Annotated in this window: 30 protein-coding genes; 13 read left to right on the top strand and 17 right to left on the bottom strand. The window is 72.3% G+C overall.

The annotated features are described in order from the left end of the window. Window positions 1-96: 96 nt before the first annotated feature. Both AC067U_RS20920 and AC067U_RS20915 read left to right on the top strand, forming a co-directional pair. Window positions 97-306 (top strand): cold-shock protein, encoded by a 210-nt coding sequence (locus AC067U_RS20920; RefSeq protein ID WP_478831238.1) that lies wholly within the window; start codon window positions 97-99, stop codon window positions 304-306. 276 nt (window positions 307-582) lie between these two features. Beyond that, window positions 583-2,583, top strand: coding sequence for an MDR family MFS transporter (locus tag AC067U_RS20915; protein WP_478831237.1), 2,001 nt, complete (start codon window positions 583-585; stop codon window positions 2,581-2,583). Between the two features lie 280 nt (window positions 2,584-2,863). On the opposite strand, the gene AC067U_RS20910 is transcribed toward AC067U_RS20915, so the two are convergent. Both AC067U_RS20910 and AC067U_RS20905 read right to left on the bottom strand, forming a co-directional pair. Then, entirely contained in the window at window positions 2,864-4,087 is a 1,224-nt protein-coding gene (locus AC067U_RS20910; RefSeq protein WP_478831236.1) for a Fic family protein, read from the bottom strand. A gap of 262 nt (window positions 4,088-4,349) precedes the next feature. Further along, a complete protein-coding gene (locus AC067U_RS20905; protein ID WP_478831235.1) occupies window positions 4,350-5,570 on the bottom strand; it encodes an MFS transporter in 1,221 nt (406 codons plus the stop codon). Between the two features lie 428 nt (window positions 5,571-5,998). Here AC067U_RS20905 and AC067U_RS20900 point away from each other — a divergent pair, with 428 nt between their 5' ends. Both AC067U_RS20900 and AC067U_RS20895 read left to right on the top strand, forming a co-directional pair. Continuing rightward, window positions 5,999-6,904: a phytanoyl-CoA dioxygenase family protein gene (locus AC067U_RS20900; protein ID WP_478831234.1), complete on the top strand. Its 906-nt coding sequence runs from the start codon at window positions 5,999-6,001 to the stop codon at window positions 6,902-6,904. A 127-nt stretch (window positions 6,905-7,031) separates the two neighbouring features. Further along, entirely contained in the window at window positions 7,032-8,003 is a 972-nt protein-coding gene (locus AC067U_RS20895) for an acetylxylan esterase (protein ID WP_478831233.1), read from the top strand. A 103-nt stretch (window positions 8,004-8,106) separates the two neighbouring features. Here the strand turns inward: AC067U_RS20895 and AC067U_RS20890 are convergent, their stop codons facing one another. The 3 genes from AC067U_RS20890 to AC067U_RS20880 all read right to left on the bottom strand — a co-directional run bounded on the left by AC067U_RS20890 (window position 8,107) and on the right by AC067U_RS20880 (window position 11,414). Next, the gene (locus AC067U_RS20890) at window positions 8,107-9,633 is read right to left on the bottom strand and encodes a glycosyltransferase family 39 protein (protein WP_478831232.1); all 1,527 of its coding nucleotides are present in this window, start codon (window positions 9,631-9,633) and stop codon (window positions 8,107-8,109) included. A gap of 78 nt (window positions 9,634-9,711) precedes the next feature. Beyond that, entirely contained in the window at window positions 9,712-10,575 is an 864-nt protein-coding gene (locus AC067U_RS20885) for an FkbM family methyltransferase (protein ID WP_478831231.1), read from the bottom strand. Between the two features lie 134 nt (window positions 10,576-10,709). After that, on the bottom strand, window positions 10,710-11,414 hold the full coding sequence (locus AC067U_RS20880; RefSeq protein ID WP_478831230.1) for an NAD(P)-dependent oxidoreductase: 705 nt from the start codon (window positions 11,412-11,414) through the stop codon (window positions 10,710-10,712). Between the two features lie 113 nt (window positions 11,415-11,527). On the opposite strand from AC067U_RS20880, the gene AC067U_RS20875 reads away from it, so the two are divergent. From AC067U_RS20875 to AC067U_RS20865, 3 genes are all read left to right on the top strand, one after another. After that, window positions 11,528-12,307, top strand: a complete 780-nt coding sequence (locus tag AC067U_RS20875) for a TetR/AcrR family transcriptional regulator (RefSeq protein ID WP_478831229.1) — start codon at window positions 11,528-11,530, stop codon at window positions 12,305-12,307. Window positions 12,308-12,777: 470 nt separating this feature from the next. Beyond that, window positions 12,778-13,005: a hypothetical protein gene (locus tag AC067U_RS20870; protein ID WP_478831228.1), complete on the top strand. Its 228-nt coding sequence runs from the start codon at window positions 12,778-12,780 to the stop codon at window positions 13,003-13,005. A 134-nt stretch (window positions 13,006-13,139) separates the two neighbouring features. After that, a complete protein-coding gene (locus AC067U_RS20865; RefSeq protein ID WP_478831227.1) occupies window positions 13,140-13,700 on the top strand; it encodes a YciI family protein in 561 nt (186 codons plus the stop codon). A gap of 117 nt (window positions 13,701-13,817) precedes the next feature. On the opposite strand, the gene AC067U_RS20860 is transcribed toward AC067U_RS20865, so the two are convergent. After that, entirely contained in the window at window positions 13,818-14,060 is a 243-nt protein-coding gene (locus AC067U_RS20860; protein ID WP_478831226.1) for a hypothetical protein, read from the bottom strand. A 194-nt stretch (window positions 14,061-14,254) separates the two neighbouring features. Here AC067U_RS20860 and AC067U_RS20855 point away from each other — a divergent pair, with 194 nt between their 5' ends. Beyond that, complete coding sequence (locus AC067U_RS20855) at window positions 14,255-14,575, top strand: hypothetical protein (RefSeq protein ID WP_478831225.1); 321 nt, start codon at window positions 14,255-14,257, stop codon at window positions 14,573-14,575. Window positions 14,576-14,618: 43 nt separating this feature from the next. Here the strand turns inward: AC067U_RS20855 and AC067U_RS20850 are convergent, their stop codons facing one another. Genes AC067U_RS20850 through AC067U_RS20835 form a run of 4 tightly spaced genes read right to left on the bottom strand, consistent with a single transcriptional unit; the run spans window position 14,619 to window position 17,906 of the window. Next, on the bottom strand, window positions 14,619-15,650 hold the full coding sequence (locus tag AC067U_RS20850; RefSeq protein WP_478831224.1) for a VOC family protein: 1,032 nt from the start codon (window positions 15,648-15,650) through the stop codon (window positions 14,619-14,621). A 32-nt stretch (window positions 15,651-15,682) separates the two neighbouring features. Further along, complete coding sequence (locus AC067U_RS20845) at window positions 15,683-16,630, bottom strand: ABC transporter permease (protein ID WP_478831223.1); 948 nt, start codon at window positions 16,628-16,630, stop codon at window positions 15,683-15,685. Beyond that, a complete protein-coding gene (locus AC067U_RS20840) occupies window positions 16,627-17,520 on the bottom strand; it encodes an ABC transporter ATP-binding protein (RefSeq protein ID WP_478831222.1) in 894 nt (297 codons plus the stop codon). The genes AC067U_RS20845 and AC067U_RS20840 overlap by 4 nt, the downstream gene beginning before the upstream one ends. Further along, entirely contained in the window at window positions 17,517-17,906 is a 390-nt protein-coding gene (locus tag AC067U_RS20835; RefSeq protein ID WP_478831326.1) for a GntR family transcriptional regulator, read from the bottom strand. The genes AC067U_RS20840 and AC067U_RS20835 overlap by 4 nt, the downstream gene beginning before the upstream one ends. A 219-nt stretch (window positions 17,907-18,125) precedes the next feature. Here AC067U_RS20835 and AC067U_RS20830 point away from each other — a divergent pair, with 219 nt between their 5' ends. The 3 genes from AC067U_RS20830 (at window position 18,126) to AC067U_RS20820 (ending at window position 20,073) form a co-directional block, all read left to right on the top strand. Continuing rightward, window positions 18,126-18,557 (top strand): cytidine deaminase family protein, encoded by a 432-nt coding sequence (locus tag AC067U_RS20830; protein WP_478831221.1) that lies wholly within the window; start codon window positions 18,126-18,128, stop codon window positions 18,555-18,557. Between the two features lie 122 nt (window positions 18,558-18,679). Continuing rightward, window positions 18,680-19,195, top strand: coding sequence for a DUF1203 domain-containing protein (locus AC067U_RS20825; RefSeq protein WP_478831220.1), 516 nt, complete (start codon window positions 18,680-18,682; stop codon window positions 19,193-19,195). 227 nt (window positions 19,196-19,422) lie between these two features. Further along, complete coding sequence (locus tag AC067U_RS20820; RefSeq protein WP_478831219.1) at window positions 19,423-20,073, top strand: glyoxalase; 651 nt, start codon at window positions 19,423-19,425, stop codon at window positions 20,071-20,073. A 26-nt stretch (window positions 20,074-20,099) separates the two neighbouring features. On the opposite strand, the gene AC067U_RS20815 is transcribed toward AC067U_RS20820, so the two are convergent. The 5 genes from AC067U_RS20815 to AC067U_RS20795 all read right to left on the bottom strand — a co-directional run bounded on the left by AC067U_RS20815 (window position 20,100) and on the right by AC067U_RS20795 (window position 24,174). After that, complete coding sequence (locus tag AC067U_RS20815) at window positions 20,100-20,384, bottom strand: hypothetical protein (RefSeq protein WP_478831218.1); 285 nt, start codon at window positions 20,382-20,384, stop codon at window positions 20,100-20,102. 226 nt (window positions 20,385-20,610) lie between these two features. Next, complete coding sequence (aac(3)-VIII, locus tag AC067U_RS20810; RefSeq protein ID WP_478831217.1) at window positions 20,611-21,480, bottom strand: aminoglycoside N-acetyltransferase AAC(3)-VIII; 870 nt, start codon at window positions 21,478-21,480, stop codon at window positions 20,611-20,613. A gap of 82 nt (window positions 21,481-21,562) precedes the next feature. Further along, window positions 21,563-22,618 (bottom strand): glycosyltransferase family 2 protein, encoded by a 1,056-nt coding sequence (locus AC067U_RS20805; protein ID WP_478831216.1) that lies wholly within the window; start codon window positions 22,616-22,618, stop codon window positions 21,563-21,565. A 19-nt stretch (window positions 22,619-22,637) separates the two neighbouring features. After that, window positions 22,638-23,120: a hypothetical protein gene (locus AC067U_RS20800; protein ID WP_478831215.1), complete on the bottom strand. Its 483-nt coding sequence runs from the start codon at window positions 23,118-23,120 to the stop codon at window positions 22,638-22,640. A gap of 172 nt (window positions 23,121-23,292) precedes the next feature. Continuing rightward, on the bottom strand, window positions 23,293-24,174 hold the full coding sequence (locus tag AC067U_RS20795) for a LysR family transcriptional regulator (RefSeq protein ID WP_478831214.1): 882 nt from the start codon (window positions 24,172-24,174) through the stop codon (window positions 23,293-23,295). 212 nt (window positions 24,175-24,386) lie between these two features. Here AC067U_RS20795 and AC067U_RS20790 point away from each other — a divergent pair, with 212 nt between their 5' ends. After that, window positions 24,387-24,881: a cupin domain-containing protein gene (locus AC067U_RS20790; protein ID WP_478831213.1), complete on the top strand. Its 495-nt coding sequence runs from the start codon at window positions 24,387-24,389 to the stop codon at window positions 24,879-24,881. 207 nt (window positions 24,882-25,088) lie between these two features. Here the strand turns inward: AC067U_RS20790 and AC067U_RS20785 are convergent, their stop codons facing one another. Further along, complete coding sequence (locus AC067U_RS20785; RefSeq protein WP_478831212.1) at window positions 25,089-25,703, bottom strand: GNAT family N-acetyltransferase; 615 nt, start codon at window positions 25,701-25,703, stop codon at window positions 25,089-25,091. A gap of 74 nt (window positions 25,704-25,777) precedes the next feature. Next, window positions 25,778-26,296 carry a hypothetical protein gene (locus tag AC067U_RS20780; protein WP_478831211.1) on the bottom strand — a complete coding sequence of 173 codons (519 nt, stop codon included), beginning with the start codon at window positions 26,294-26,296 and terminating at the stop codon, window positions 25,778-25,780. 211 nt (window positions 26,297-26,507) lie between these two features. Between AC067U_RS20780 and AC067U_RS20775 the strand changes: the two genes are divergently transcribed. Continuing rightward, window positions 26,508-26,915 carry a nuclear transport factor 2 family protein gene (locus tag AC067U_RS20775; RefSeq protein ID WP_478831210.1) on the top strand — a complete coding sequence of 136 codons (408 nt, stop codon included), beginning with the start codon at window positions 26,508-26,510 and terminating at the stop codon, window positions 26,913-26,915. Window positions 26,916-26,952 lie beyond the last annotated feature (37 nt).

Raw genomic sequence — 26,952 nt, 5'->3', positions numbered from 1 at the left:
GCGCTCCGCTCCTCGCGTTTCACAATCGGCACCAGGGGGAGGGATCCACACGGCGTCGAGGCGAGCAGCCTCGGATGAGAGAAAGGGCGCCGGGTTATGCCTCAGCAGGGGACCGTGAAATGGTTCAACGCGGAGAAAGGGTTCGGATTCATCGCCGTGGACGGCGGCGGACCGGACGTGTTCGTGCACTTCAGCGCGATCGAGAGCGGCGGCGGCTACAGGTCTCTGGATGAGAACCAGCGGGTCGAGTTCGACGTGACCCAGGGCCAGAGAGGTCCGCAGGCGGAACACGTCCGCCCCCTCTGACACGGCCGGCCAGGCCCGCGGGAGCGGGCCTGACGGCCCTGGAGCCGAAGGGCCCGGGGGTGGAAGCGAAGCGGACACCCCCGACGGCGCGGTTTACGAGTACGTGGGCGGCTGAGGACGCCGCTCCCCCGGAACGGTCGGAAGGAACGTTGCTCCGGGTGGGGGATTCGGGTCGGCGGGGCGGCTCGGATTCTGTCGTCCGGCTTCGGGGACGGCGAGCATGGCGGACGGTCCGCCGCCTGTCCCCCACCCCTCGTCCAGGGCAACGGAGACGCCTTGTCATCATCCGACCGTGTCCGGCTCGATCCCCGGGGCAGGCTGGTGCTGTCCGCGCTGGTACTGATCACGTTCGTCGGGTCGTTGGATTCGACCATTCTCGCCACCGCCCTGCCGACCATCGCCTCTGACCTGGGTGACCTCCAGCACCTGTCGTGGGTGGTGACCTCCTACCTGCTCGCGGTCACGAGTTCGGCCCTGATCTGGGGCAAGTTGGGGGACCTCCTCGGCCGCAAGCCCGTGTTGCAGACGGCGCTCGGGTTCTTCCTCATCGGATCGGTCCTGTGCTCGCGGGCGCAGGACATGCCCGAACTGATCTGCTTCCGGGCCCTCCAGGGCATCGGCGGCGGCGGGATGTGGGTCATTCCGCAGGCCGTGCTCACCGGTCTCGTCGGTCCCCGGGACCGCGGCCGCTACCAGGTGTTCGTCGCGGGGGCCGGGGCCTCGGCCTGCGTGCTGGGGCCGCTGGTGGGCGGGCTGCTGGTGGAGCACGGGTCGTGGCGGTGGGCCTTCTACCTGAACGTGCCGATCGGGCTGGCGGTCATGGCGGTGCTCGCCTTCTGCCTGCGTCACGAGCGGCCCGCGGAGCGGCCCCGGATCGATTACTGGGGGAGCCTGCTGATCGCCTGCTGTGCGGCCGGGGTCACCCTGTCGGTCACCTGGGGCGGGGTCGTCTTCGCCTGGTTCTCCACGCCGATACTCGTGTTGTTCGCCGCGGTCGCGGTCCTGTTGGTGCTGGTCTGGCGGGTCGAACGCAGTCATCCCGAACCGCTGTTGCCCTCCCGGGTGGTGCGCGAGCGCGTCTTCCGCATCGTGGTCGCGCTGTCCTTCCTCTTCTGGGTCGTCCAGTCGGGCACCGTGAACTACCTGCCCCTGTTCTTCCAGGTGGTCATGGGGACGTCGCCGACCGTGTCGGGCATGCTGCTGCTCCCCATGTCCCTCAGCGGGCTGCTCGCCTACACCGTCAGCGGCCAGGCCATCTCGCGTACGGGCCGCTACCGTCACTTTCCCGTGATCGGGGCCCTGCTGATCATCGCCGGGCTGCTGCTGTGCGTCCTCCTGCCCGAGGACGCCTCCCCGCTGCTCTACGGTGCGGCGCTGGTGGTGCTGGGGCTGGGGTTCGGGCTCGTCTCCCAGATCGCCCTGATCGCCGCGCAGAGTGCGTGCGCGTACCAGGACGTGGGCGTCGTGACCTCCGGGGTTATCTTCTTCCGGAACCTGGGCAGCGCCTTCGGCGCGGCGCTCTTCGGGTCGGTCCTCAACCGGAGACTCGTCGAGCACCTGGAGCACGGGATCGACGCGGGCGAGTTCACGGCCGCCGAGTCCGGCTCCATCCGCAGGGGCGAACCCCTCACCGTGGAGAGCCTGGACCCGGCCGCCCGGGAGGCGTACGTCGGGGGCTACGAGATGGCCGTCGACGAGGTGTTCCTCACCGGTCTGGCGGTGTCCCTGCTGGTTCTGGCGCTGGCCTGCGCGCTGCCGGCCGTTCCGCTGCGGCGGACGATGACGGCCACGGGTGTGCGGAAGGACACCACGGTGATTCCCTCGCTCCCCGTCGGCGACGACCACGTGCGCAAGGCCCTGGAGGATCTGGCCCGGGGCGGGCTCCAGCCGGTGCGGCTCCGGGCCGAGGCACAGGCCCGGAGCCACGGGATCTCCCTCGACGAGGTCTGGCTGCTGTGCGTGGTCGCCCACAGCGGCACGGTCGAGGCGGGGCACATCACCGAGGTCATGAGCATCTCCCGGCGGACGATGCACGCCCGGCTGCGGTCCCTGCGGTCCAGCGGGCTGCTGTACGCCGGTGGCCGGGAGTCCGGGCCGACCCCGTTGGGCGGTGACCTCGTGGCGGACCTCTCCGGCGCGCTGCGCGAACAGCTCGAACCGCTCCCGCGCGGGGCGGCTCACGCGGATCCGGCGCCGTCGACCGTCGACCTCCGGCCCTATGCGTTGGAGATCCTGGCGGAGGGGTCGCCCTTCGGGCCTCGGCGCGGGTCGGGCTGAATGGGGCGGCAGCGGTAAGGAGAATCCGTGGCCGTCGTGCTCCGTGCTCACGGCGGGCAGCCGGCCGGGGCTCGGTCAGCGACCGAAGCGACCGGGATCCCGATGTGCCGGCCTCTGGGCGGGGAGCCGCTCCCGCCGGCCTGTGCGGCGCCCCGTACGTCTTCGGACTGACGATCCTCACCGAACGGTGGCGGGAGCAGCCGGATGGCCTGACGGCGCGGCAGCCGGCGGGCCCGGTTGCTCCGGCTCTCGCTGCACACCACCTGGCGGGCGGCCCCGATCACGCGTGGGGGGAGGCAGTGCGGCGCCGGGTTTCCGCGAGGTGGAGGTCCACGTACGCGGTGAGGCTCACTGCGTCCCTCGCCTTGCCGGCCTGGAAGGTGATGCGGCGGAGGAGACGCACGTCGTCGAGCGTGACGCCTTCGCGTGCGAGGACGAACACGAGGGCGAGGAATGCGGAGCGGGCGTTCCCGTCGTCGAAGGGGTGGAAGAAGCACACGTCGAGGTAGGCGCGGGCGGCGCGGGCGGGCAGGGGGAGCGGCGCGCCGTTGTCCTTGGCGCTCTCGGCCAGGCAGGCGTCGAGGCGGGCCCGGGTGTCCGGGGCGATGCCGTAGCGCTCGCGGCCGCGTTTGGCGAAGGCGGGCAGGGTGCGGAACTCGGGCGGCTGGGGCGTGTCCAGAACGTGCTGCTGCCAGGTCTGGAGGAGTGCGAAGTCGAGCGGGGCGTTTCGCGCCGCGTCGGTCCGGAGCCGTTCCAGTGCCGCGAGCAGGCCCTCGGCACGGGCCGGGTCCAGGGCGCCGTCGAAGGCACGGATGTCCTCGGCCGCGCCGTCGTGCGACGGTGTCACCGGTCCTTCCCCGCCACGGTCGGGGGCATCGTGCCAAGGCACGTTCTCCCGTGTGCCGAGCCACCGTGCCAGGTGGTCGACGGGCGGCTGGGCGGACCGCGCCGGGCGGCCGGCCGGCGGCAGCCCCTGCGCGAGGCGCTCGGCGACGTCGCCGATCAGCACGGTGTCAGGGCTGGTCCAGCTGTGGAAGCGTCCGCCGATCGCCTCGTCGGCCAGGTCCTGAGCCGTCTCCGGTGCGATTCCCCATCGGCTGAGGAACCAGGTGAGCACCTGTCGGCAGTGCGCGTACCAGCCGCTGCCGCTGCCGCAGCCGGTGCGGTCGACGACCTGCAGGATCAGGTTCCGGGCGGAGGCCTCCCACAGGATCCGCTGGTCCTCGATCCCGGAGGGATCCAGCGGATACGCCTCGAACCGTGCGGCGAGGCTCTCGAGCCAGGCCCGCCATTCGCGCAGCGCGGCGACGACCCGATCGAGGGTCTCCTCCGGGCCGGTGATCGAGTCCCGCGGGCAGCACCAGCTCCCGACGGGCCCGCCGTCGAAGTCGCCTTCGTCGTGCGCCCAGCGCCAGCCCGCGGCCCAGCGGCCGTATCGCTCCATCAGCGCGTAGGACATGGCAGCCGCCCAGAGTGTGCCCTCGTCCTCACTCCAGGCGCTCATCTCCGCGTCACCGCGGGGGACGTCGGGGCGGGCCGGTACGTGCCGGGCCGGACCGAGCGAGCGCACCACGCGCGCCGCCGCCGCGCTGTCGAAAGGGTGGCCTGCGGGATCCACGTCGTCCCAGGTCAGAAGGCGAGGCCAGAGCTCGGATAGCACCGCGCAAGAGTGCCACGCGCCCTGCGTGGACGGGCAAGTGGTTTACCGCTGCCCGCGCTGGACGGACTGACTCACTGTCATCGGCCTGACTGGGCCGGGCGCGGGATCACGTGCCCTCGCGTGTGCGGGCGAGGGTGGTGGTCAGGACGGCGGCCGCGAGGATGGCGACGGTGGCGGCGAACGCGGTGCCGGTCGTGGTCAGGCCGTGGGTCCGCGCGAGGAGGCCGACGCCTACGGCGGGCGCGGCGAGCATCGCGTAGAGGATGACGAAGAAGGCGGCGACCGCCTCGCCGCGGTGTTCGGGGGCCACCGAGGTGGCGATGCGTGTGACGCCGGACGTGAGGGCGGCGCCGGTGGCCAGGCCGGTGAGCAGGGCGGCGGCGATCAGGGGCGCGAGGTGCCTGCCGAGCAGGGCGGCGGCGATGAGTGCCGCCGCCGCGATGAGGCCGCAGCATGCCGCCGGGAGTGCGGCGCGCGTACCGAGGCCGCCGGCGCCGGCCAGGAGTTGGCCGACGCCGGTGGCCAGGAACGCGAGTGCCACCATCGTTCCCGCTGCGGCGGGGGCGTGGATCCGCACCTCGGCGAGGAAGGGGCCGCTGACCGAGGCGAACACGCCGAGGACGGCGAAGCCGGAGCCCGCGACCAGGGCGGAGCGCAGGAAGGTGCCCCGGATGGCGGCGGGAACGCGCAGCCGCTGGACGGCCAGGGTCACCCGGCCGGTGGGCTTGACCGTTTCCGGGACGACGGCGAGACCGATCAGTGCGACGACCGCGAGGGCGCCCTGGCCGGCCCACAGGATGCGCAGGGGTGCCGGCGCGTACTGGGCCGCCGCGCCGGCGAGCAGGGTGCCGCAGGCCAGGCCGCCCATGTTCGCGGCGAGGGCGAGGGTTCCCGCCCGGGCCCGGCGCGCGGCCGGGGCGAGCTCGGTGAGTCCGGCCGTGGCCGCTGTCGTCATGAGGGCCGCGGACAGCCCTGACAGGACGCGGCCAGCCAGGAGCGCGGGCAGGCTCCGGGCCAGGAGGAACAGCACGGCGGCGGCGATGGACAGCAGCAGGGCCGCGGCCTGCACCGGGCGCCGGCCGAGCTGATCGGCGAACCTGCCCAGGACGAGGAGTCCGCCGACCACACCGCACGCGTAGACCGCGAAGACGCCCGTGGCCGCGGCCGGGGAGAACCCGAAGGCCCGCTCGTACAGCGGATAGAGCGGGGTCGGCACGGTGGTGCCGACCATCGTGATCCAGAAGGCGAACGCCACGGCCGCGGTGGCCAGGCGCCTTCGGCGGCCCGGAAGCCGGACGGGCCGGGCCCCGGCGTCGACGGAGGTCATGGCCGCCCATTGTCGGCGCACGGCCGGTACGGCCCCGTGGGGCCTCGCCCGGTCGGGGCGCGTTCCCGGTTCGACTCCGCCGATGTTCACCCGTCCGGCGCAGTGCGGGCGTCCGGCGGGAGCGGCGGCCCGACCGTGCCCGGGACGGGCCGGAAGGGGGTCCGGGGCCGTCCGGCGGACCGGCTTCCGGGAGGCGGTGGTGCTTTCGCCTGATCCAGGATCAAGGGTGCGCACCGCACCCGCCGCCGCGTACGGGGCGCACTGCGACGCGACGCAATGCGAAGCGAAGCGACGTGATGCGACGTGGTGCGACGTGGTGCGACGCGACGTGATGCGGGCGCACCGACGACGCCGGGCAGCGCCAACCGGGTGCTCCACCCGCGCGCGGCGAACCCGGCACCCCACTACGGACCGAAGGGGATACAGCCATGGAAGCTTTCTCCCTGACCCGGGCCGAACGAGCGCTGCTGCCGTCGGCCGACGACGTCCGCTTCTACCAGGAGCACGGCTGGTACCTCTCCGAGCCGCTGCTCTCCCCCGGCGAACTCGCCGAGGTAGACCGGAGCAACGAGCGCTTCTACGCCGGCCACCGAGACCGCGCCCTGCCGAAGAAGCCGCCCCGGGAGGAGTACTGGGAGCCCGGCCACGGGGAGGTACTGCGGCACAACGACTTCATCTGCTACGAGAACCTCACCGCGCGGCGCATCCTGTGCAAGCCGCTCGTCGCCGCCGTGGCCGCCCGTCTGATGGGCACCGACCAGGTGCGGCTGTGGACGAGCACGCTCACGCTCAAGCCGCCGCAGCCGCAGGAGCCGACCAATGTCGTGCCCTGGCACACGGACCGCCACCACTGGCAGATGTGCACGTCCGACAGTCTGCTCACCGCCTTCATCCCGCTGCACGCGTGTGACGAGAGTTTCGGCACCCTGACCGTGATCGACGGCAGCCACCGGTGGGAGGAACTGCCGCTCCCGGACAGCACCAGCCTCCACTTCGCCCAGCGCGACGCCGAGGAACTGGAGGGCATGCTGCACGCCACCGCGCACCACAACGGCACGCGCGCGGAGGCCGTCCCGATCTCCATAGGCACCGGCCAGGTCAGCTTCCACCACTGCCGCACCTATCACGGCAGCGGGCCCAACGTCAGCGGCCTACCGCGCCGGGTGGTCACCGTGCGCTTCCAGGACCGGGACAACCGCTGGCGGCCGTACCCGCTGAGCGACGGGCGTCTGGCCACGCACAACATGAACGACCTGGTCCGGCGTACGGACGAGGGTCATCCCGACTACGCGGACCCGGAGTTCTGCCCGGTGCTGTACGAGGACCGGTCCTGACCCGGCGACCTGAACCAGCCCGGTGGTCGTGAACCACCCACGACCCGAGGCTTCATCACCTCATCACCTGATCACCCCATCACCGCATCGCCTCATCACCTCATCGACCATGAAACGGGGACGGACCGTGGCGCTGTTCGACCTATCCGCCGAGGAACTGAAGGACTACCGGCCCGCCCGCGACGAACCGGAGGACTTCGACCGGTTCTGGGACACGACGCTGGCAGCCGCGGACGCGGCCCCCGTCGACGCCGCCTTCGTTCCGCATCCCACCGCGCTCAAGCTCCTGGAGGTCTACGACGTCTCCTTCACCGGGTGGGGCGGGCAGCGCGTCTCCGGCTGGCTGCTGCTGCCCGCGGACGCCCCTGGCCCGTTGCCGTGCGTCGTCGAGTACGTGGGCTACAACGCCGGCCGCGGTCTGCCCCACGAATGGCTGCTGTGGGCCGCCGCCGGCTACGCCCACTTCGTGATGGACAACCGGGGTCAGGGGTCCGGGTGGCGGACGGGGGACACCCCCGACAACGGCGCCGGGGGCGATCCCTCCCACCCCGGGTTCATGACGCAGGGCGTCCTCGACCCCGAGGACTACTACTACCGCCGCCTGTACACCGACGCGGTGCGCGCCGTCACCGCGGCCCGCTGCGCCCCGCGGGTCGACCCCGCCCGGGTGATCGTGGCCGGGAGCAGCCAGGGCGGGGGGCTGGCCATCGTCGCGGGGGCCCTGGTCCCGGACGTCGCGGCCGTGATGGCCGACGTACCGTTCCTGTGCCACTTCAGCCGCGGTGCCGAGGTCACCGACGAGGCCCCGTTCCGGGAGATCGCCGCCTACTGCCGTGCCCACCGCGACAAGGTCGACCGGGTGTTCCGCACCTTGTCCTACTTCGACTGCGTGAACTTCGCGGCACGCTCGCGGGCGCCGGGCCTGTTCTCGGTCGGCCTCATGGACCAGATCACCCCGCCCTCCACCGTGTACGCCGCGCACAACCACTACGGCGGGCACAAGGAGATCCACGTCTATCCCTACAACGCGCACGAGGGCGGCGGCCCCCACCACCAGGTGGCGCAGCTCGCCTTCCTCGGGAAGGTGCTGGGGGCCTGAGCACACCGGACGCACCATCGGTCGCGGTGGGGTCCTGCCGCGTCTGCCGGCCGGTCGGCAGTCGCGGCAGTCGCGGCAGTACTGCAGGACTGCAGGCCCGCGCCTACTTCCTGCTGACCAGCAGCCCGACCGTCAGACCGCTGAGGGACTCGGTGCCGTAGGGGGTGTACTTCGTCCGCAGCGCCATGGCCTGGCGCTTGGGGATTTCCGCCAGCACGTCGGTGTTGCCGCCGGGCACCACGACCCAGACCCGGCTCTCCTTCCCGAGACACCGGACGGGCTGCGAGCAGTAGACGGGAAAGAGCTCGTTGTTGTCGGCCGCCGACTTGTCGAGGAACACCTCGCGCAGTTTCGTCCCGGGCTTGAGGTAGTAGCCGACTCCCCGGTCCAGCATCCAGGGGGCGCCCCGCACGTACACCACCGCGTCCCCGGGCCGGTAGTACTTCTCGATGGTCCGGGCCGCCCCGGCGTAGTCGGCGGCGTGCGGCACGTCGTGCTCGTAGGGACTTCTGACGCTGCGCTGATCGGGCAGTACCAGCAGCGCGACCACGGTCAGGACCACGGCCGCGGCCGCCCGGGACCGCGTCGCCGTGGCGAGCCCGGCCCCCGCGAGCAGTGCCCAGGCCGGCACGGTGAACAGGGCGTACTGGTAACGGAAGTAGGAGACCTCGCCGTGCGAGGCCATCCACAGGACGAGCGGGGGGAGCACGGCGACGGCGAAGCAGAGCAGCACGCCCTCGCGCCCCTCCCGCCATGCCAGCGCCGCGAGCGCGACGACCACTCCGGTGCCCAGGGCGGAAGCGAACAGCTGGGGCCAGATCTGGACCAGGCCCCAGGCGTCAGGCTCCGGGATCCAGAAGATCTGGCGGGACACCTGCGACCGGCCGAGCACGACCACGGGCAGGACGCACAGGGCGGCGGCCGATGCCGCGATGAGGAAGGACCACAGGCTGCGGCCCTCGCGGCGGGCCCGCAGGACCGCCGCGGGAGCGTGACACAGCACGAGCGTGAGCGCGATCAGGTGCAGCAGCCCGAGGACGACCAGGCACAGTGCGTACGCCGCCCACAGCGCCGCCCGCGCGAGGGGCCGGCGGGACTCCGAGGCGGCCCCGTCCAGCGCCTTGATCAGCAGGTACGTCGCCAGGGTCGCGAACAGCATGACCAGTGCGTAGCTGCGTGCCTCCTGGGCGAACCGGCTCGCCGCGGGCATCAGCGCGAAGAGCATCCCGGCGCACAGCGCGGCGCGCTGCCCGAAGAGCCGGCGGCCGGTCAGCGTGACGAGGGCCGCCGTGCCGCTCATGGCCAGCACGGTGGGCGTGCGGAGGGACGTGTGCGAGTCCCCGAACACGGCCGTCCAGCCGTGCATCAGGAAGTAGTAGGTGCCGTGTACCGCGTCCACGTTGTGGACCAGGGCCCAGATCTCGGCCGGAGTGCGCTTGCTGACGTCCCAGGTGACCAGCTCGTCGGTGCCCAGCAGAGTGTCGTCGATGCCGATGAGGGACAGGAGCAACGCGGTCAGCGCCGGCCAGATCCACAGGGTGGCGGCCCCGGTGCCGACGCCGCTCGGTGGTGTTCCCTCCGACTGGGCGCCTTCGGCCGCTTGTTGAGGAAACCGCGTAAGAATCGTCACGGATGACACGCATAGTGCCGACTGCCCGTACGCCGGCCCCGGGCCACGCCTGCCCGGGGCCGTTTTCACTCCATTGCTTCAGTTCAGCGAGGCGAGGAAGCGCTGTGGGGCGTCGGGGGCGGTGGCGCCGCGCCGGGCCAGTCCGGCGAGGCAGCGGTAGGCGAGGTCGGTCGAGCCGTAGACGTGGTGGGCGATCAGGGCCAGGTGCCCCAGCTGCTCGTCGGTCATCGCCTCCAGGTGCCCGAAGTCGCGTACGTAGACGACGTCCGCCTCCAGCAGCTGGTTCTGTGCCTGCCGGAAGTTCCCGCCGAAGACGACGGGGGCGATCGCCCAGTGCTTGACGGCCGCGAAGGAGTGCGGGATGAACCCGTGCGAGCGCAGTTCCCGGTCCACGTCGCCGAATACGGGCTGGTCTTCGTACAGCGGGACGAAGGACACCTCGGTGTGCACCGCCACCGCCCCGGCCAGTTTCTCGCCCGCCCCTTGGAAGACCATCAGTTCGGCTCCCTGGATGTCGATCTTCAGGAGGTCGAAGGGGCCGACTTCCTCGACGTCGTCCAGGCGTCGGGTGGCAACCGGGAGCTCCTCCAGGACCTGGCCCCATTCGGCGAAGCCGTTGAAGAGGCCGAGCCGGTTCGGGTCGGGCCGGAAGAGGCTGGTCATTCCCGAGGCGGCGGCGATGTGCAGCGTGTGGGTGCCGCCGTCGCCGATCGCGTGGGGGAGGTAGGTCTCGTACGGCCCCTTGCGGCGGTGCAGTTCGGCCAGGGCCTCGGTCTGGGGCTCGAATCCCGTCACCCGGCACAGACCGGCTTCCAGCATGTTCCGGTACGGCGGGTCCCCGTCGATGGGGTTGGCTCCGACGTCGACGACATGGGTCGGTCTGGCCGGGCGCACCAGGTCGTGCAGGGCGGAGGGGGCGTGTGCCTTGGCTGTGACGGTCATGGGTTGGTCACCTTCCGTGCCGTACCCGGCCTGCTGCGGGCGCAGCTGATGTGGACGCGGGCGACGTTAGAGCGGGCGGCGGCCGGTTGTCCCGCGGCACGCCGACGGGCGTGCCGCGTGGACGCCGGGGCCGGTCAGTAGCCGGCGGTGAAGCGGCGCTGGACGAAGCGGGGGAGTTCGGCTTCGTCGAGCAGCGCGACCGCGGCGTCCTCGGCGGAGATCCGGCTGAGGCCGTCCGCGTCCGTCACCGGCTGGTCGGTGCCGAGCCGGAAGCGGCCGGTGCGTTCGCCGGGCCGGATGTCTCCGGCCGGGCTGAAGTACGTCCACAGCCGGTCCGACAGGCGCAGGACGTTCAGTGCGTCGCGGTGGCCCCGTACGGCGGCGGCGTACTCCCGGGGCAGGCCGAGCGATTCGAGCCCCTGGTGCAGGAGTTCCTCGGAGTCGGCGAGGGTCACACCCGGTTCGATCTCCAGGCTGCCGGCTCCGCCGACCACGATCAGCCGGGTCCGCGGACGGGTGGCGAGGGCGGTGAGCAGGGAACGGGCCGCGCGGGCGTACGCCGTGGGGTCAGCGATGGAACGGGTGAGGGTGTCGGCGAGGTCGCGGGCGGCGTTGCCGGGCTGGAAGGCGCTGATGAGGACGTCCAGGCCGGGAAGGACGGCGGCGACCCCGTCGGGGTCGAGTACGTCCAGGCTCCGCCAGGTGATGTCCCGCCGTTCGGCCCGGGCGGGTGCGGTGGCGTCGCGGCTGAACGCGGTGACGCGGTGGCCCCGGTCGAGGGCCTCGGTGACGATCCTGCTGCCGATGGTCCCGGTGGCCCCGATGACTCCGATGTGCATGGCGCAACTCCCCCTGCTCGCACGGTTCTTCACGACGTGTGGAAACTATACGGTGTGAAGTGAAAGGTGAAGTGATCTTACGGAAGCAGATGCCGGGAGGTAGGGTCGCCGACGTGGGAACGGGAAAGACGGGCACGAAAGTCGGCACTACGAGCACGAACGCCGGCACGGCGAGCACGAACGCCGGCACGGCGGGCGCGACGACGGGGCGCCGTGAGCGGCTGCGGGCCGAGACGACGGCGGAGATCAAGACGGTGGCGCTGGGCCTGATGGCCGCGCACGGCCCGGACGCGATCACCCTGCGGGCCATCGCCCGCGAGATGGGCATGACGGCGAACGCCATCTACGGCTACTTCGCCACCCGGGACGACCTGGTGACCGCTCTGGTTCGGGACGTGTACACCTCGCTGGTGGACGCGCTGGACGCGGCCGGGGCCGATGTACCGGCCGGGGATCCGGCGGCACGCATCCGGAGCTGGGCCGAGACGCTCCGTGCCTGGGCCCTGGCCAACCCCGCCGGCTTCCGGCTCGTCTACGGCGACCCGGTCCCCGGCTACCGGGCCCCCGAGGGCGGCCCCGCCCCGGAGGCCGCCCGACGGGCCTGCATCGGCCTGACGGCCCTGGCGGCGCAGGCCTGGCCGCACGCGGCCGATGCCCACGGCGAGGACGGCTTCGAGTGGTCGGACTTCGACCCGGCGCTGCTGGAGAAGATCCGCCCGGAGTTCCCCGACCTGCCACCGGCGGGCGTCGCCCTGGCCCTCCGCCTGTGGGGCCACCTCCACGGCCTGGTCTCGCTGGAGGTGTACGGGCACCTGCGCGGGCAGACGGGCAGTCCCGCCAAGCTGTTCCGGGCCGACCTGGCGGCCCTGCTCCGCTCGCTGAACCTCGCCTAGCGCGGGGCGGTACCGCCGGCCGGGAGATGTCCTCGGGGCTGCGCCCCGGAATGCGGATCAGCGGTGCGGGACGCGTCCTGACCTCCGCGCGGGCGCGGAAGTCAGGACGGTTTGCAGGCTGCGGATCAACCCTCGCCGAGCCTGGTTCGTCCACCCCTGTGCGGCACCGCCGTAACAGTCCCACTCGACGACGGTCGTTCCGTTGCTCTTGCTCCAGGCGGCGTCGAGGCACTTGCCGCTGTCCGGGCATCTCCGAATAGTGCTGATGGCGGCCGTCGGCTGCCGCCACGACCTGGCCGGCCCAGGGCGTGCGGAGGAGTACGCGTTAGGGATGCGTCAAAGTTCCCCGGGGTGGGCTCCGGCGGCTGTGCGCGGCCGCAATGATCGCCACGTGTACTGCGCGAACCCCGGGTAAGCCGCGGACACGTGGCCGGTCGAGCACGCCGGTACGAACCAAGGAGGTATCCGCCGTGTCCGACGCCGCGATCACCCTGAAGCAGGTGATCGCCCGGTACAACGCCCGTCTGGCAGCGGCCCGTCAGCGGCCCGGCGACGCCGCCGGACTGGTGGAGCAATGGCTCACGGCCCGGGATGACGCCGTGGACGACCTGGAGCGGCTGGAAACCGCCGGCACGGAGGAGATCGCGCGGATCGCGGTCGTCTACACCGCCAGGCTCGCGGAGTTGCAAGAGGACTGAGCCCGCGCGCCGAGGTGCATCGGCGTGGCCGCCGTGGCGACCGAGGGCCCTACGCGTCCTCCCGGCGGGTTCCAGGGGATCTGCCGTCCGAATTCCGTTGATCTGCGGCCGGTCCCTCGGGGAGAGTCCGTGGCATGGAGTTCTTCTGTTACCACCGCGACCGGTCCGGATCGGCGGCTCTGCGCATGGAGCTGCTGGAACAGCACTGGTCCTACATGGACCTGTACGAGAAGGAGCTGATCGCCCGCGGTCCGACCTTCGCCGAAGACGGTGAGACGCCCAGCGGCAGCGTGCACATCGTCGACCTGCCGGATGCGGCCGCGGCGCGGGCCTTCGCCTTCGAGGAGCCCGGTTACCAGGCCGGGGTGTACCGGGACGTGTTGCTGCGCCGGTGGCGCAACCTGCTGGGGCGCACGATGTGGGAGTTCCCCGGCGGCCGGACCGGTGGCGACCGGTACCTCGTGCTGGGCTTCGGATCCGCTTCCGGCGGGGGAACGGCCGTCGACCTCGACGTGCCGGCGGAGCGGGACGGGCTGATCGCGTACGGGCCGCTGCTGTCGGACGACGGTGCCACCTGGGTGGGTACGGCGGCACTGGTCCGGGCCGCGGATGCCGGTGCGGCGCGTGCCGTGCTGAGTGCGGACGGGTACGCGGACGTGGAGGTGCACGAGTGGGAGTTCGGCGGGCGGCGGTGAGGTGCCGGGCGTCCGCGCCGTCCGCGGCCGTCCCGGCGGGGTGGCCCGGCCCCGGCCCGCTCGCCTCCCGGTGACCACCATCGCGGGGAGGCGAGCGGGCCGGATCTTGCCCGTTGCTCAGGCGCCCAGGTGCCCGGCCTTGGCCCAGTCCTTCGCGCCGTCGGCGGCGCAGGTGGAGGAGTACGCGGGACCGGTCAGCGGGGGAACCGCCACGCTGGTGGTGCAGGTGGACGTGTACTCCGAGTGGCCGGTGTAGAAGCGGTCGATGTCGACATGGCCGTCCGCGGCGGCCGCGCCGGCGCCGGCCAGCATGATGCCGGCGGCCAGGACAGTGGTGGTCAGGGCGGAGCGGATACGCATGACTCTCCTTGAGGATGTCGGTACGACGCGTCGGCGAACGCGCGCGTCGGCCGGTTAAACATCGCGAAGGGGCGCCGCGGAACTGCCTTTCACTCCAATGCCGGAGAAGTATCGATTCGCCGGGTTCGGCGGCTCGGTATTCGTCCGGTGTCGCTCGCCCGGAAGCACCGGTCGGGGCGGGCATCATGCCCGGCATGGACGCACACGAGATCCTCAAGAGGGCGCAGGAGCTCCAGGCAGCCCGGCAGACGGCGCTGCAGCCGCTCGCGGACATCCTGGCCGAACGCAGGCGGCTGGAGGCCTCGCTCGCCGGGACGGAGGTCCCCTACGGCAAGGCGTACGCGGCCGCCGAGAAGGCGGGGTGGTCCGCCGCCGAGCTCACGGCGCTGGGCGTACCCGTGCCCGCGCGCCGCCCGGCCGGCAGGCAGCGCCGGGCGGGCATCAACATCGGCGCCGGGCCGGGCGACGGCTCCCCCGACGGGATCCCGGCGCCGCAGGCGCCGGTGGATGCCTGAGGCGTCGCGTGCGGGTGCTCGGGAGGGGTGGTGGCGCGGTGGACTACCCGTCCGCCGGGCGGAAGACGACGGCGGTTCCGAGAGCGGCGTCGGCCGGTACGAACGTGTCGCCGGAGGGTGTTTCGCGCAGGGGGAACCCGTTGCGGCGCAGCAGGTCGCGGGTGAGCGCGAGGTCGCGTACGAAGACGGTGTAGCCGACGAGCGCCGGGAGCGCGGCGGGCCGCTCGCCGGGGAGGAGGTCGGCGAGGGCGGAGGCCGGCACGAGGGTCAGGGCGGCGCCGTCGAGGGCGAAGGTCCGTGCGGGCCCTTCCGGGACGGCGCCTTCCGGGACGGCGCCTTCCGGGACGGAGCCTTCCTGCCGGGCCGGCCGGCCGAGGTAGGTTTCGTAGCGCCGCTGCACCGCGGCCAGTTCCTCGTCGGCGACGCAGAGGACGGCCTCGGCGAGTGCGAGGGCGCCGTTGGGGTGGTCGAGGCGGCGGGCGCCTTGGACGTCGTGGTCCAGGTCGGCGACGACGCCCACCCGTCCTTCGGCGAGGGTGCCCGGACCGGTGCCGGGTTCCTCGCCGTCGATCTCCAGGTAACGGACGGTTTCCACCGGGACTTTCGCGCCCTCGGGCGCCGCCCTCCGCACCGTGTTGACCCCGCCGTGCGGCACGCCCGCGGCGGTCAGCCGTGCGGCTGCCTCCTCGATGGCGGGCGAGGAGAACATGAGGATGTGCAGTCCTTCGAAGCGGTCCAGGCAGGCCGCGAGGTTGGCGCTGGTCTCGCGGATCCGCTCCACGAGGACGGGCAGCACTTCGGCCGGGGCGTCCAGGGGAACGAGGTGGGCGTCGGCGGGCAGGCGGAGGGTGTCGCCGTCCTTCGCGCAGGTCGCGAGTTCGAGGAAGGAACCGGCGAAGTCCGCGTGGGTGTTGGCGGCGCCGAAGGGCTCCGGCGCCGCCCCTTCCCGTTGCGGCATCGCGGGACAGCTGGGCGGCGGTAAGACGAAGCCCAGCCGCTCGTAGAGGCGTATCGCCTGCGCCATGTCCGCCACGATGTGGCCGACGTGGTGCAGGCGGACGATGTCGTGGTCCATGGCCGCCACCGTAGGCAGGCCATGGAGCACGGTCAACGCGTCGCTGCGGGGGCTCCGCGGCCTTCCGGCCGGCCGGTGCGGACGAGCCTGAAGGCGGCGTAGAGGGTGAGGGCGGCCAGGGTCAGGGCGATCGAGGTTTCGATGAGCTGGGTGGGCCAGTAGTGCGAGGCCGGGTGGAACTCCGTGTACCAGGCGGTGACGTTCATGTCCGCGGGGCAGTCCGTCAGGCTCTTGGTCCGCTCCCAGCAGGCGTACTCGGGGAGGCGTTCGCCCGAGCCGGTGATGAGGCCCGTGTCGGTGATGAACGCGGAGACGGGCGCCTGCTGCGCGATGTTGCCGGAGAGCGGCATGGTGGTGGTCTTGACGGGCAGGACGGACCAGCGCAGGGAGCCCACGACCAGCATCACCACTCCGGTCAGCAGGCCGGTGACGGCCATCGCGGCGAGGGTGCGCCGCACCAGCTGACCGACGAGTGCGCCGAGCGCGACGGCGAGCAGGCAGTATCCGACCAGGACGGGGCCGGAGGCCTCGTACGTGCCGCGGTCGGCCCAGGTGAGCCGGTAGGTGTCGGCCACGCGGGTCCAGCCGATCCGGTAGATCCCGACCATCGCGGCCGAGCCGAGTCCGGCGGCGGCCGCCGCCACGAGGACCTTCGCCCCGAGCCATGCCCCGGGACCGGTGGACTGGGTGAGGGCCAGCCGCCAGGTGCCGCTCTCCGACTCGCGGGCGATCAGCGGGCCGGCCACGAAGGCTCCCACGAAGGCCGGCAGGAACAGCAGGCCGCGGCCCGCGTACTCCATGGAGATCCGCAGGAACCCGTAGCCGGAGTAGGGGGCGGCGTCGGGGCCCGGGGCCGCCCATACGCGCAGGCCGATCACCACGGCGAGGCTGACCGCCGCCAGCACGGGCAGCGCCCACAGTGCGCGGCGGTGCAGGCGGGCCGCGGCCCGGTACGGGCCTTTGAGTGCCGGTGCGTTCATGCCTGTGCTCCCGCGGTGGTGAGAGAGTCGTCAAGGGTGAGGGGCGGGGCGTCCGGGGAACGCAGGTGGGCGAGGACCAGTTCCTCCAGGGAGGCGTCGTCCGTCTGCCAGGTGCGGCCGTCGACGGGGCCCTGTGGGCGCACGAGGGCGGTCACCGTGCGGCCCGCCGTCCGGGTTTCGACGACGGTGTGCCCGGCGAGGTCGGTGACGGCCGTGGCGGGGCCGGTGAGCAGCCGGTGGGCGGCCTGGATCTCCTCCATGGGGCCGGCGAGCCGGATGCGGCCGCCGTGCACGAGGAGCAGGTGGTCGCAGGCTTCGCGCAGCTCGCCGATGATGTGCGAGGACATCACCACCGAGGTGCCGTTCTCGGCGGCGTCGGCCATGAGTTCGCCCATGAGCTGGTGGCGGGCGAGCGGGTCGAGGTCGGCCATCGGTTCGTCGAGGAGGAGCAGGCGGGGGCGCTTGCCGAGGGCGAGGGCGAGGGCGACGCGGGTGCGCTGGCCGCCCGAGAGGGTGCGGACCCGGCTGTCCGGGGTGAGGCCGCCGGCCTCGATGATGCGCAGGGCCGTGGCGGCGTCCCAGTGCCGTGGGTTCAGCTCGCTGCCCATGCGGAGGGTCTCGGCGATGGTGAGCTGCGGGTAGAGCGGCTTGTCCTGGCCGACGTAGGCGAGGGTCTCGCGCGGCTGCGTGCGCAGGGTGCCCTCGGTGGGGCGGACGAGCCCGGCGGCGAGGAGCAGCAGGGTTGACTTCCCTGCGCCGTTGGGGCCGACCAGTGCGCATATCCGGCCTTCCGGCAGGCGGAAGGAGCAGTCGCGCAGGGCCCAGGCTGCCCGCTGCCGTCGGCCGTAGCGCAGGCCGAGGCCCTCCGCCTCGATCACACTGTCCGTCATGCTTCGAGGTCCCCCTTGAACTGCTGTTCCAGTACGGAAGTGAAGAGTGCGGCGACGTCGTCCCGGTCCATCCCGGCTTCCTGTGCCCGCCGTGCCCAGTCGGCGAGTTCCGCGCGGAGCGGGGAGGCTGCCGGGTCGTTGCCCAGGGATGCGCGGATGAAGGTGCCCAGGCCCCGTTTCGCCTCGACGAGGCCTTCGCGTTCCAGCTCGCGGTAGGCCTTCAGGACGGTGTTGGGGTTGATGGCGGTGGCCTCCACGACCTCGCGGGCGGTGGGGAGTTTGTCGCCGGGCTTGAGCAGGCCGAGGCGCAGGGCCTGTTTGGTCTGCTGGACGATCTGCAGGTACGTGGCCATGCCGCTGTGCCGGTCGATGCGGTACTCCAGCACGCTCACACCACCCTTTCACTAATTGATTAGTGAAAGGGTGGTGTGGTGGGGCGTTCTTGTCAACCCCGTGACACGTGCGATCGGTTAGGAGCCGGGCCCGGGAGTGCACCGCCTCATCTCGGCTGGTGGAGCGGCGGGCAGCCCGCGATATTCGCTTGCGCGTCGTCGTCGATCGGATGATCGTCACCTGACGGTCTCACCGAAGCGGAGAACAGAATCATGACCACGCTGACCCTCGACGTCGACCACGAGCTCATCGAGGCCGCGGCCGAGGTCGCCCGTACGCGGTGCCGGGGCGACAACCACACCATGGCGGCGGCCGGCCGTGCTCCGGACGGCCGGATCGTCACTGCGGTCAACGCCTACCACTTCACCGGAGGGCCTTGCGCCGAGCTGGTCCTGATCGGTGCCGCGGCCGCCCAGGGCGTCTACGCGCTCGACACGATCGTCGCCGTGGGAGACCGCGATCGGGGGGTGGTGCCGCCGTGCGGCCGGTGCCGTCAGGCCCTTCTCGACTACTTCCCCGCCCTCAAGGTCATCGTCGGTGAGAAGGAGCGCGTCCGGACCGTCCTGATCACGGACCTGCTGCCCGCGAGCTACGTCTGGGCCGACCACCAGCTCGACGCCGACCTGACGCCCCCGCAGGAGTAGGGCGGCGCGATCGGATCGACCACGGCCGTGGTCCCGAAGACGGTGCGAAGGGAGGGTCGGCCGGAGCGCATCGTCGGATTCCTGCCAGCGGTCCCGCGGGCCGGCACGCCACGATGAGCGGCATGACCCTTACTTACGCGCCCCAGGCCATCGACCCCGCCGCCCTCGCCGAGCTCCGCGTCCGTGACGACGCCGGGCGCCCCCTGGACCCGTACGTGGACGAGGAAGGCGGCGCGCCGCTCCGTTGCTGTCTGCGGCCAAGTGTCGTGGGCGACCGGATCGGGCTCGTCTCGTACGCGCCCCTGCGGCGTTGGGCGGACCGTACGGGAGCCGAGCCGGGGGCGTACGACGAGCAGGGACCGGTCTTCGTTCACGCTCGGGACTGCGGCGGGCCGGACCTCGGCGCGGACCCGGAGAACAGCGGCTACCCCTGGGCGCGGCCCGGTGCTCTGCGCGCCTTCCGCCGCTACGACGGGCAGGGGCGCATCATCGGCGGCCGCATGGTGGAGCTGCCCGATGACGCCGATGCCGCCTTCGACCGTGCGTTGGCCGAGGCCTTCGCCGACCCGGAGACGGTCCAGGTGCATGTGCGGGCCGTCGAGTACGGCTGCTACCACTTCCGTGTGGACCGGCCGTGAGGGGTCGGGGCGGTTCCTCGGTCACGGCCGGGCTACGGCTCCATCCAGTCGCCGGCGGGGCCGGCCGAGAAGCCACCGCGCGAGCACGCGCACGACGCATGACCTCGGGAGCTCACGCACCGCCTGGACCGGGCCGGTCGGATGGCGCCGGCGCCCGCGCGGCGGGTGAGAAGACCGGTCAGGATTCGAGAAGCCACGGTCGCGGGGCGGCGCCTAGCGTGTTGGCCATGGCAATCACCGCTTCCACCGCGTCCCACACGTCCCTCGCGTCCGTCACCCTCGAAGTGGCCGACCCCGAGGCCGCCCGCCGCTTCTACACCGCCTTCGGGGTGGAAAGGCACGTACTCCTACGGGCATCCGAGGCGGAGACCACCGGATTCCGAGGCTTCACCCTGGCTCTCACGGTGTCCCGGCCGGCCACCGTCGACGGCTTCGTCAACGCCGCCGTGGACGCCGGCGCCACGGTGCTGAAGCCCGCCGCGAGGTCGCTGTGGGGCTACGGCGGTGTCGTCCAGGCCCCGGACGGGACGATCTGGAAGATCGCGACCTCGGAGAAGAAGGACACCGGCCCGGCCACCCGCGAGATCGACGAGGTCGTCCTCCTGCTCGGGGTCCAGGACGTGAAGGCCACCAAGCAGTTCTACGTCGACCGGGGTCTGACCGTGGCCAAGAGCTTCGGCGGCAAGTACGCCGAGTTCGCCTCCGGCGAGTCCGGCCCGCTCAAGCTGGCGCTGTACAAGCGTCGTAGCCTGGCCAAGGATCTCGGCGTCCCCGCCGACGGCGCCGGCTCGCACCGCATCGCCCTGGGCGGCGCCGTCGGCTCCTTCACCGACCCGGACGGGTTCGCCTGGGAAGCCGCGGCGCCGGCGCTGTCCTGAGCGGAATCCGGTGTTCGGATCGCTGCCTACGCGGAGGCGACGACTTCCCCGGCGATGACCTGGGGCGGGTTGGGGAGGAGGGTCGCGAGGCGCTCGCGGACGAAGTCCGCCGCCTTCGCGATGGATTCCTCGGCACCGGCGCGGTCCTGGAAGACGCTGGTCGAGGCCATCACTCCGTTCCCGGCGTCGATCCAGTAGTAGGCCACGAAGCCGGGGACCTCGCGCATCAGGGGCACGAAGCCCTCCTGCACGATGCGGGCCGCCTCGGCCGCATCGGTCACTCCTTCGTACCGCCGGACTGCTGCGTACATCGCCGGTCTCCTCGATGGCTCCGGGTGCGTCGTCGTCTGCCTGGACGGCGTACCCCGGCGGCGGCCGGCGTGCTCGCCCCGGGTGCGGCATTCACCGGAAGGATCTGTTGCTGTGATCCGAACGGCGGGTAGGTGCCCGGTGTGCCGGCGCGCGGGGAATTGACTCCTGTCGAGGCGGTCCGCTCCGGCCGACGGGGCGGAGGCGGCGTTCGCCCGTCCGCGCTCCTCAGGCAGTGGGCCGCGCCGGCGCGCCGAGGCGGGCCTCGATCCAGTCGACCCCGAAGCGGACCACGTCGGGGGCCTCGAAGAGGTGGCTGCGGGCGGCGCCCACCCGGCCGGTGTGGCCGTGGCCGGCGGCGAGCATGTCCTTGGCGATGACGGTGAACGGCCATACGCCCGGGGGGACCGCCCGTCCGTAGTCGAAGGCCTCGGTCTCGGTGTCGACGTCCCGGAACCGCCGCCACACCCGCTTCCCGTCGACCGTGATCGGCTGCTCGTACGTGACGTACCGCTTGCCCGGTGCCTCGGCGAGGGCCTCGGCGTGGTGCAGCAGGGTCAGCGTGTCGAGGGGGGCGCCGAGGAGGAGGACCCGGCCGCCGGTCTCGGTGAGCCGGGCGAGCGGGCTGTCGGGGCCGTGCGGATCGTCCCACGGGTGCTCGTCCGTCAGACTGTGCGCGGCGGGGCCGACGGCGACGCACCCGGCATCGGGGTGGCGGCTGCGCACGGCCCCCGGCCACTGCCGCAGCGCCTCGGGGAGCCGGCCGACGCCGTGGTCCGCCTCACTGAGCAGCGGGTCGTAGGCGGGCCATTCGGCCCGGGCCGCCTCCTGCCACTCCGCCGGCCAGTCGGCCAGGTCGTAGGGCGGGGCGTCGTTCCAGCCGCAGTACGCCATCAGCGTCCCGGTGTCCCCGACGGCCTCCGCCAGGGCTTCGATGACGGTCCGGGTGCCGCCCGGGACGAAGCCGATGGCCGACATCCGGGTGTGGACCATGAGGGTGTCGCCGTGCCGGATGCCGAGCGCGGCCAGGTCCCGTACGAGGCGGCTCCGGGTCACCGGGCCCCCGGCCAGCTCGAGGAGTTCCTTCTCGTCGTCCACGCGGGACAACATAGCGCCGTGGCGGACCGGCCCCGGTCGTCGGCGTCGGATTTCGGCCGTCCTCGGATACGGGTCCGGGACGTCAGCGGACCGGCTCGGCGGGCGGCAGCGCGGTGTCGCCGGCGTTCTCGGTGGCGGGGGCGGGGGCAGTTCCGGGGTTGGGGTTGGGGCTGGGGTTGGGGTTGGTACCGCCGTCGGTTCCCGTGCCCATGCCCAGGACGAGCTCGGCAGCCAGGTCGTGACGGCCTTCGCGGGCCAGGGTGAGGGCGAGGCGCCGGCGGAACGCCTGCGTGAGACGGGGGACGTCGCTGTGGCTGATGGCGCCGCGGCGGAGGGCGATGGAGACGGCCTGCCGGAAACCGTCGGTGTCGACCTCGGCCTTCCGGCGGTAGTAGTCGGCGCCGATGCGGTCGCGGTCGGAGGAGCCGCCGGTGTGCTGGGGGATGCGGTAGCGGGCCGGGATGGCCGGAACGTACGTGAAGCCCGTGCCGCCGGCGGACATGCGGAGCCAGGTGTGGGCGTCCTCGGAACCGCGGACCTCGGGGAAGGGGTGTCGCACGGCCAGGGCCGTGCGGACGGAGACGGTGGAGGTCAGCGAGGTGTAGCCGGTCTCGGTGCCGATGCGGATCCAGGCGTCGGCGCCCTCGACCGGGGCGTGGCGGTGGGAGTGGAGGATCTCTCGGATCGAGGGGGTGAGGCGGTCCTCGGGGACGGCGCGGCCGTGTTCGTCGATGACGGTGAAGGGGGAGTAGACGAAGTCGACGTCGGGGTGGTCGGTCAGGGTGCGGCGGGTGAGTTCCAGTCGGCGGGGGTGGGCGAGGTCGTCGGCGTCCTGGAAGAGGACGAAGGCGGCCCCGTGGTCGGCGGCCCATCGGACACCGATGTTGCGGCATGCACCCTGCCCGCGGTTGGTGTCCTGCCGGAGGACGTGTATCCGGTCCGGGTCCGGGGAGGCGTCGCGCAGTGCCTGCAGTGGGCTGCGGTCCTGACGCGGGTGGGGGCTGGCGTCGTCGATGATGACCAGGCGCCAATCGGGGTCGGTCTGGGCGTGGAGGCCGGCGACGGACTGCGCCAGGTACTCCGCGGAGGCGTTCCCGTCGCCGTAGTACGGCATGACGAAGACGGCGGATCCGTTCACATCGCGCTCCACTTCTGTCTCAGATGTTCCGGTGGTGGGCCGGCGTCGGCGGGTCCGTGGTCCATGGGGTGGGCCAGAGGGTGAAGCGGCCACCGACGTAGCGGGTGTCGGGATCGGCCGGATCTGCTGAGTCGGCTGGGCCGGCCGGATCGGGTGGGCCGGCCGGATCGGCCTGCGGATCGGTGCCGGTATCCGGGCCGTCGAGGTCATGTGCGGCGGGCGGCCGGCCGTGGGCGGCGAGGACGGCCTCGGCGTAGTCCTCGGCGTCGTCCAGGGGCCGGTACCCGAGGCGGCGCGCGGGGGCGAGGTCCCACCAGGCGCGGGTGTCGGCCGAGATGCCGTAGACGACCGCGTAGGAGAGGTCCTCGGTGCGCAGCAAGGCGTCGAACAGGCGGGCGGCGTCGTCGGGGCTGAGCCAGGTGGCGAGGGAGAGGACGTCGGTGAGCCGTGGGCGCAGGAGGCTGCCGACGCGTCCGGCCGCCCCGGTGAGCAGGATCTCCACGCGTTCGTCTTCCCCCCGCCCTCGCCCCCGCCTTCGCCATGGCGCTGCCGCCGCGACCGGGGCACCGCCCCACCCCGATGATCACATCATCGGGGAAGAGCCGGGCGGGCGCAGGGCATTGTCGAACAATCGGCCGGTGGTGCCGGCCGGCTTCCGCGTACGAGTGCTCCGGTCAGCCGTGGCGGTCTCGGGCGGCGGTCACCAGGTGCCGGACCGGCAGGGTGCCGTGCCGGCCGGGGCGGGTGACGAGGTAGGCGGTGGCGGTGGGGCGGATGAGGGGACGCAGGGCGGCACGGGGTGCCGACGGCAGGTCTCCGAGCGGATAGAACACCGTCCAGGACGGCGGCCCGTCGGCCGCGATCCCGTGCAGGGTCGCCTCGAACGTCGTGAAGGGCGGGCCGGGCGGCGGCACGAATCCCGCGTCGCGGCAGGCCGAGATGATCAGGTCGTGGAACGCGGCGTTGTTGCGCCTCGGTGCCAGGCGGAGGGGCAGTCCCGCCAGCTGCCCGAGTTCGAGGCGCTCGTGTTCGGCGAGGGCGTGGCCGGGCGGAACGGCGGCGATCAGGCCGTCCGTCCACAGTCGGGTGAAGGCCAGGCCGGGCGCGTGATCGAGCACGCGGACGATCGCGCCGTCCAGTTCACCGGAACGTACGGCGGCCACGCGCGCGTCCGGCGGGAGGCGATGGAGCCGGACGTCCACGGCCGGTGCGGTCCGTGCGAGGTCGTCCAGGAGTTCGTACGTGCGGGCGTCGAAGGCACGCGTGACGCCCAGCCGCAGTGACCGTTCGGTCTCGGCGGTCAGTTCCGCGGCGACGGCGCGGGTGCGCTCGACGGCGGCCAGGACGGCACGTGCCTCGACGAGCAGGCGTTCGCCGGCGCGGGTCAGGCGGACGCGCCGGGTGGACCGGTCGAACAGTTCGACGCCGAGGTGGCGTTCAAGGCGCTGGATCTGCTGACTGACGGCGGCCTGGACGATGTGCAGGCTGCGTGCGGCACTGCCGAAGCCGCCGGTCTCGGCGACGGCGACGAAGTACCGAAGCTGCCGGATCTCCATCGCGTGGCCCCTCCCCCGCTCGCGCCGCGGCTCCGCGACTCATCACGATCGGTGATCACTGTGACAGTGAACTGCTTCTTGGACGGCGGTTGTTCCCGAGGTGTGCTGGTCAGGCACCCCCAGAACACGGAACCGTCCGAACGGGAGCCATGATGCCCACGCCCACACCCACCCCTGCGCCTACGCACGCGCCTACGCCCGCTCACCGAGCCGTGGTCGTCCACGCCGCCGATGCCGAGGTGCTGGCAGGTCCCAGTCCGATCCGGCTGCTGGCCGACAGCGACGCGTTCGGCGGTGCGCTGAGCGTGTCCGGCGGCACGATCGCCGCCGGCACCCCCAATGCCAGGCCCCATCTCCACCAGCGGTCCTGGGAGGTGTTCCACGTGATCGGCGGAGTCCTGGAGATGCTGCTGGACGAGGAGATCGTGACGATCGGGCCCGGCGGTCTCGTCGCGGTGCCGCCGGGCATGGTCCACGCCTTCGGGGCCACCTCGGACGGACCGGTCGAACTGCTGGTCCTCATCACCCCGGGCGTACGGCGCTTCGACTACTTCAGGGCACTGCCCGAGGTGCTGCGCGGGGAGTTCTCGCCACGGGAACTGGCCGGGATGCAGGAGCTCTACGACGTGCACTTCCGCGAGAGCCCTCTGTGGGACCGGACCCTCACGGACCGGCGGGCCGCAGAGGCCCAGGGGCGGACCGACTAGCCGGGGCCGACAGTCCCCCGGACCTCGGTCGCTTCGGTCGCTCGGGGTCGCTCCCAGTCGCTCCCAGTCGCTTCGGTCGCTTCGGTCGCTGCTACGAACGTGCAGGTCAGAGCGTATTCGGGCGCGCGGCAGGGACTGAAGCGACTGAACTTCGGAATTGGTTCGACGAGTGCGGGCTACCTGCCGGGGACGCCGGCCGGGTGCCGCTCACTCCGGGCTGCGGGAGGGCCAGGGGTCGCCCTGGACGCGCGCGTGGAGGTGCTCGTCGTGCCATCCGTCCGCGTGCAGGAGGGCACGCCTCATGGTCCCCTCCAGTGCGAAGCCCGCTTTCGCGGCGACTCGGCAGGAGGCCGGGTTGGCGACGGAGTGGGTGATGCGGAGGCGGTTCAGGCCCAGGTCGTCCAGGGCCCATCGGCTGATCCGGAGGGTTGCCTCGGCCATGACTCCGTGCCCGCGGCCGGCCGGCAGGAGCCAGTACAGGAACTCGGCGCCGCCGCCGTGGAGGTCCATGTCGGCCAATCCGATCAGCCCGACGGGCTTGGGCGTGCCGCCGCCGTCGGGGCGGGAGATCGCCCAGATCGCGGCTTCCTCCGAGCGCCAGCGCTCCCGCCAGCGCGCGATCTTCTCCTGGGCCTCGTGCGGGGACAGAAGGCCGGTCCGGTTCCACTGCCGGACCTCCGGGTCGTGGCACGACTCCACCAGGGTCTCGGCGTCGTCCCGCTGCCACGGCCGCAACTCGAAGCCGCTGGGGAGGTGGAACACCGGCTGGTCGGTGTCGCTCATCCGGCCGGCCGGAACCACGGCAGGTATCGAAATGATCATCGCGGCATCCTGCCAGAGCCGGCTGTGAGCAGATCGTAAGGGGGCGGACACCGGTCGGGTGCGCCGTATCCGTGTCAGGCCGTGACGGCCGTGGTCATGGCGAGGGCCACGGCGCCGAAGACGATGACGTGGCGGGCGTTCTGCAGGAACCACACCCAGCGCGGGAAGCCGGACTCGGCGGCCTTCAGCAGGGCGGCGACGTCGATGCGGGCCAGCATGGGGTCGCCCTTGCGGGCGAAGGCGGCGCGGACGGAGCTCGTCGCGGTCAGGTTGCTGTAGAGGATCAGGCAGTTGACGGCGAGGACGAGGCCCAAGACGATCCAGTTCAGCGCACCGGCCCAGGAGCTGCCGGTGAGGTTGAGGGTGGCGGTGGCGGCGAGGACGGTGGCGATCCCCACGGGCGCCCAGGTTTCGTGGCCGCCCGCGTCGAACCGCATCCCGTTCTCCTCGAGGACGGTGGTGCGCACGCCCTGGCGGCTCAGCTCGGCGTGGGCGGCGGCGGTCGCGGTGGCGCCGTAACGGGACCGGACGACCGGGATGCTGAGGAAGGCGGCGGCGACGGACAGCTCCATGGCGGCGATGAACGTGTTCACGGTCGGATCCTCCTGGGAGTACGCGCCGCTTCCGGCGCTTCACTTGAACTAAGTACAAGGAGAAGGTAGCCCAGGACTTGAACACCGTGCAAGTGGCGAATTGAACGAAGTGCAAGTCGATGCGAGGAGCGCGAGGAGCCTTGCCGATCTCAGCGGGTGTGGGTGACGATCAGCCCTGATGCGTTTTCACCCAGGGGAGGGGCAGGCAGCAGTGTCCGACGTCAAGGCCGAGCTCGATCGGTTGATGCGCACCTTCCTCGGCGCGTTCACCAATACCGGCGGCAACCGGGCGAACGTCGACGCCGTACGGGAGGTGTTCATACCGGAGGGGATGATCATCTCGAACCTCGGGGGCGATCCGGTGGTCTACGACCTCGACGGGTTCATCGAGCCCCGGGAGAGGATCCTCTCGGACGGGACGCTGACCGAGTTCTCCGAGTGGGAGGTCTCCGAGCGGACGGAGATCTTCGGGTCGATCGCGCAGCGCTTCAGTCACTACCGCAAGTCCGGGCGGCGCGACGGCGAGTGGTTCGAGGGGGCGGGGCACAAGACGACCCAGTTCGTCCGTACCCCGGCCGGCTGGCGAATGAGCTCCATGGCCTGGGACGACGTCGTCTAGGGAGCACGGACCAGGCGGACGGAAGGCGTACGGACCA

It is taken from the genome of Streptomyces sp. NPDC043853 (assembly GCF_056436025.1).
Note: the sequence above shows the minus strand (reverse complement) of the source record. Positions and strands in the feature narration are given on the sequence as shown.

What these genes read in the sequence shown, in the direction of transcription:
- AC067U_RS20920 (WP_478831238.1), top strand. Translation starts at nt 97, where the DNA reads ATGCCTCAGCAGGGGACCGTGAAATGGTTCAACGCGGAGAAAGGGTTC.
- AC067U_RS20910 (WP_478831236.1), bottom strand. Translation starts at nt 4,087, where the DNA reads ATGAGCGCCTGGAGTGAGGACGAGGGCACACTCTGGGCGGCTGCCATG.
- AC067U_RS20905 (WP_478831235.1), bottom strand. Translation starts at nt 5,570, where the DNA reads ATGACCTCCGTCGACGCCGGGGCCCGGCCCGTCCGGCTTCCGGGCCGC.
- AC067U_RS20900 (WP_478831234.1), top strand. Translation starts at nt 5,999, where the DNA reads ATGGAAGCTTTCTCCCTGACCCGGGCCGAACGAGCGCTGCTGCCGTCG.
- AC067U_RS20885 (WP_478831231.1), bottom strand. Translation starts at nt 10,575, where the DNA reads ATGACCGTCACAGCCAAGGCACACGCCCCCTCCGCCCTGCACGACCTG.
- AC067U_RS20880 (WP_478831230.1), bottom strand. Translation starts at nt 11,414, where the DNA reads ATGCACATCGGAGTCATCGGGGCCACCGGGACCATCGGCAGCAGGATC.
- AC067U_RS20865 (WP_478831227.1), top strand. Translation starts at nt 13,140, where the DNA reads ATGGAGTTCTTCTGTTACCACCGCGACCGGTCCGGATCGGCGGCTCTG.
- AC067U_RS20860 (WP_478831226.1), bottom strand. Translation starts at nt 14,060, where the DNA reads ATGCGTATCCGCTCCGCCCTGACCACCACTGTCCTGGCCGCCGGCATC.
- AC067U_RS20855 (WP_478831225.1), top strand. Translation starts at nt 14,255, where the DNA reads ATGGACGCACACGAGATCCTCAAGAGGGCGCAGGAGCTCCAGGCAGCC.
- AC067U_RS20850 (WP_478831224.1), bottom strand. Translation starts at nt 15,650, where the DNA reads ATGGACCACGACATCGTCCGCCTGCACCACGTCGGCCACATCGTGGCG.
- AC067U_RS20845 (WP_478831223.1), bottom strand. Translation starts at nt 16,630, where the DNA reads ATGAACGCACCGGCACTCAAAGGCCCGTACCGGGCCGCGGCCCGCCTG.
- AC067U_RS20840 (WP_478831222.1), bottom strand. Translation starts at nt 17,520, where the DNA reads ATGACGGACAGTGTGATCGAGGCGGAGGGCCTCGGCCTGCGCTACGGC.
- AC067U_RS20830 (WP_478831221.1), top strand. Translation starts at nt 18,126, where the DNA reads ATGACCACGCTGACCCTCGACGTCGACCACGAGCTCATCGAGGCCGCG.
- AC067U_RS20825 (WP_478831220.1), top strand. Translation starts at nt 18,680, where the DNA reads ATGACCCTTACTTACGCGCCCCAGGCCATCGACCCCGCCGCCCTCGCC.
- AC067U_RS20820 (WP_478831219.1), top strand. Translation starts at nt 19,423, where the DNA reads ATGGCAATCACCGCTTCCACCGCGTCCCACACGTCCCTCGCGTCCGTC.
- AC067U_RS20815 (WP_478831218.1), bottom strand. Translation starts at nt 20,384, where the DNA reads ATGTACGCAGCAGTCCGGCGGTACGAAGGAGTGACCGATGCGGCCGAG.
- AC067U_RS20795 (WP_478831214.1), bottom strand. Translation starts at nt 24,174, where the DNA reads ATGGAGATCCGGCAGCTTCGGTACTTCGTCGCCGTCGCCGAGACCGGC.
- AC067U_RS20785 (WP_478831212.1), bottom strand. Translation starts at nt 25,703, where the DNA reads ATGATCATTTCGATACCTGCCGTGGTTCCGGCCGGCCGGATGAGCGAC.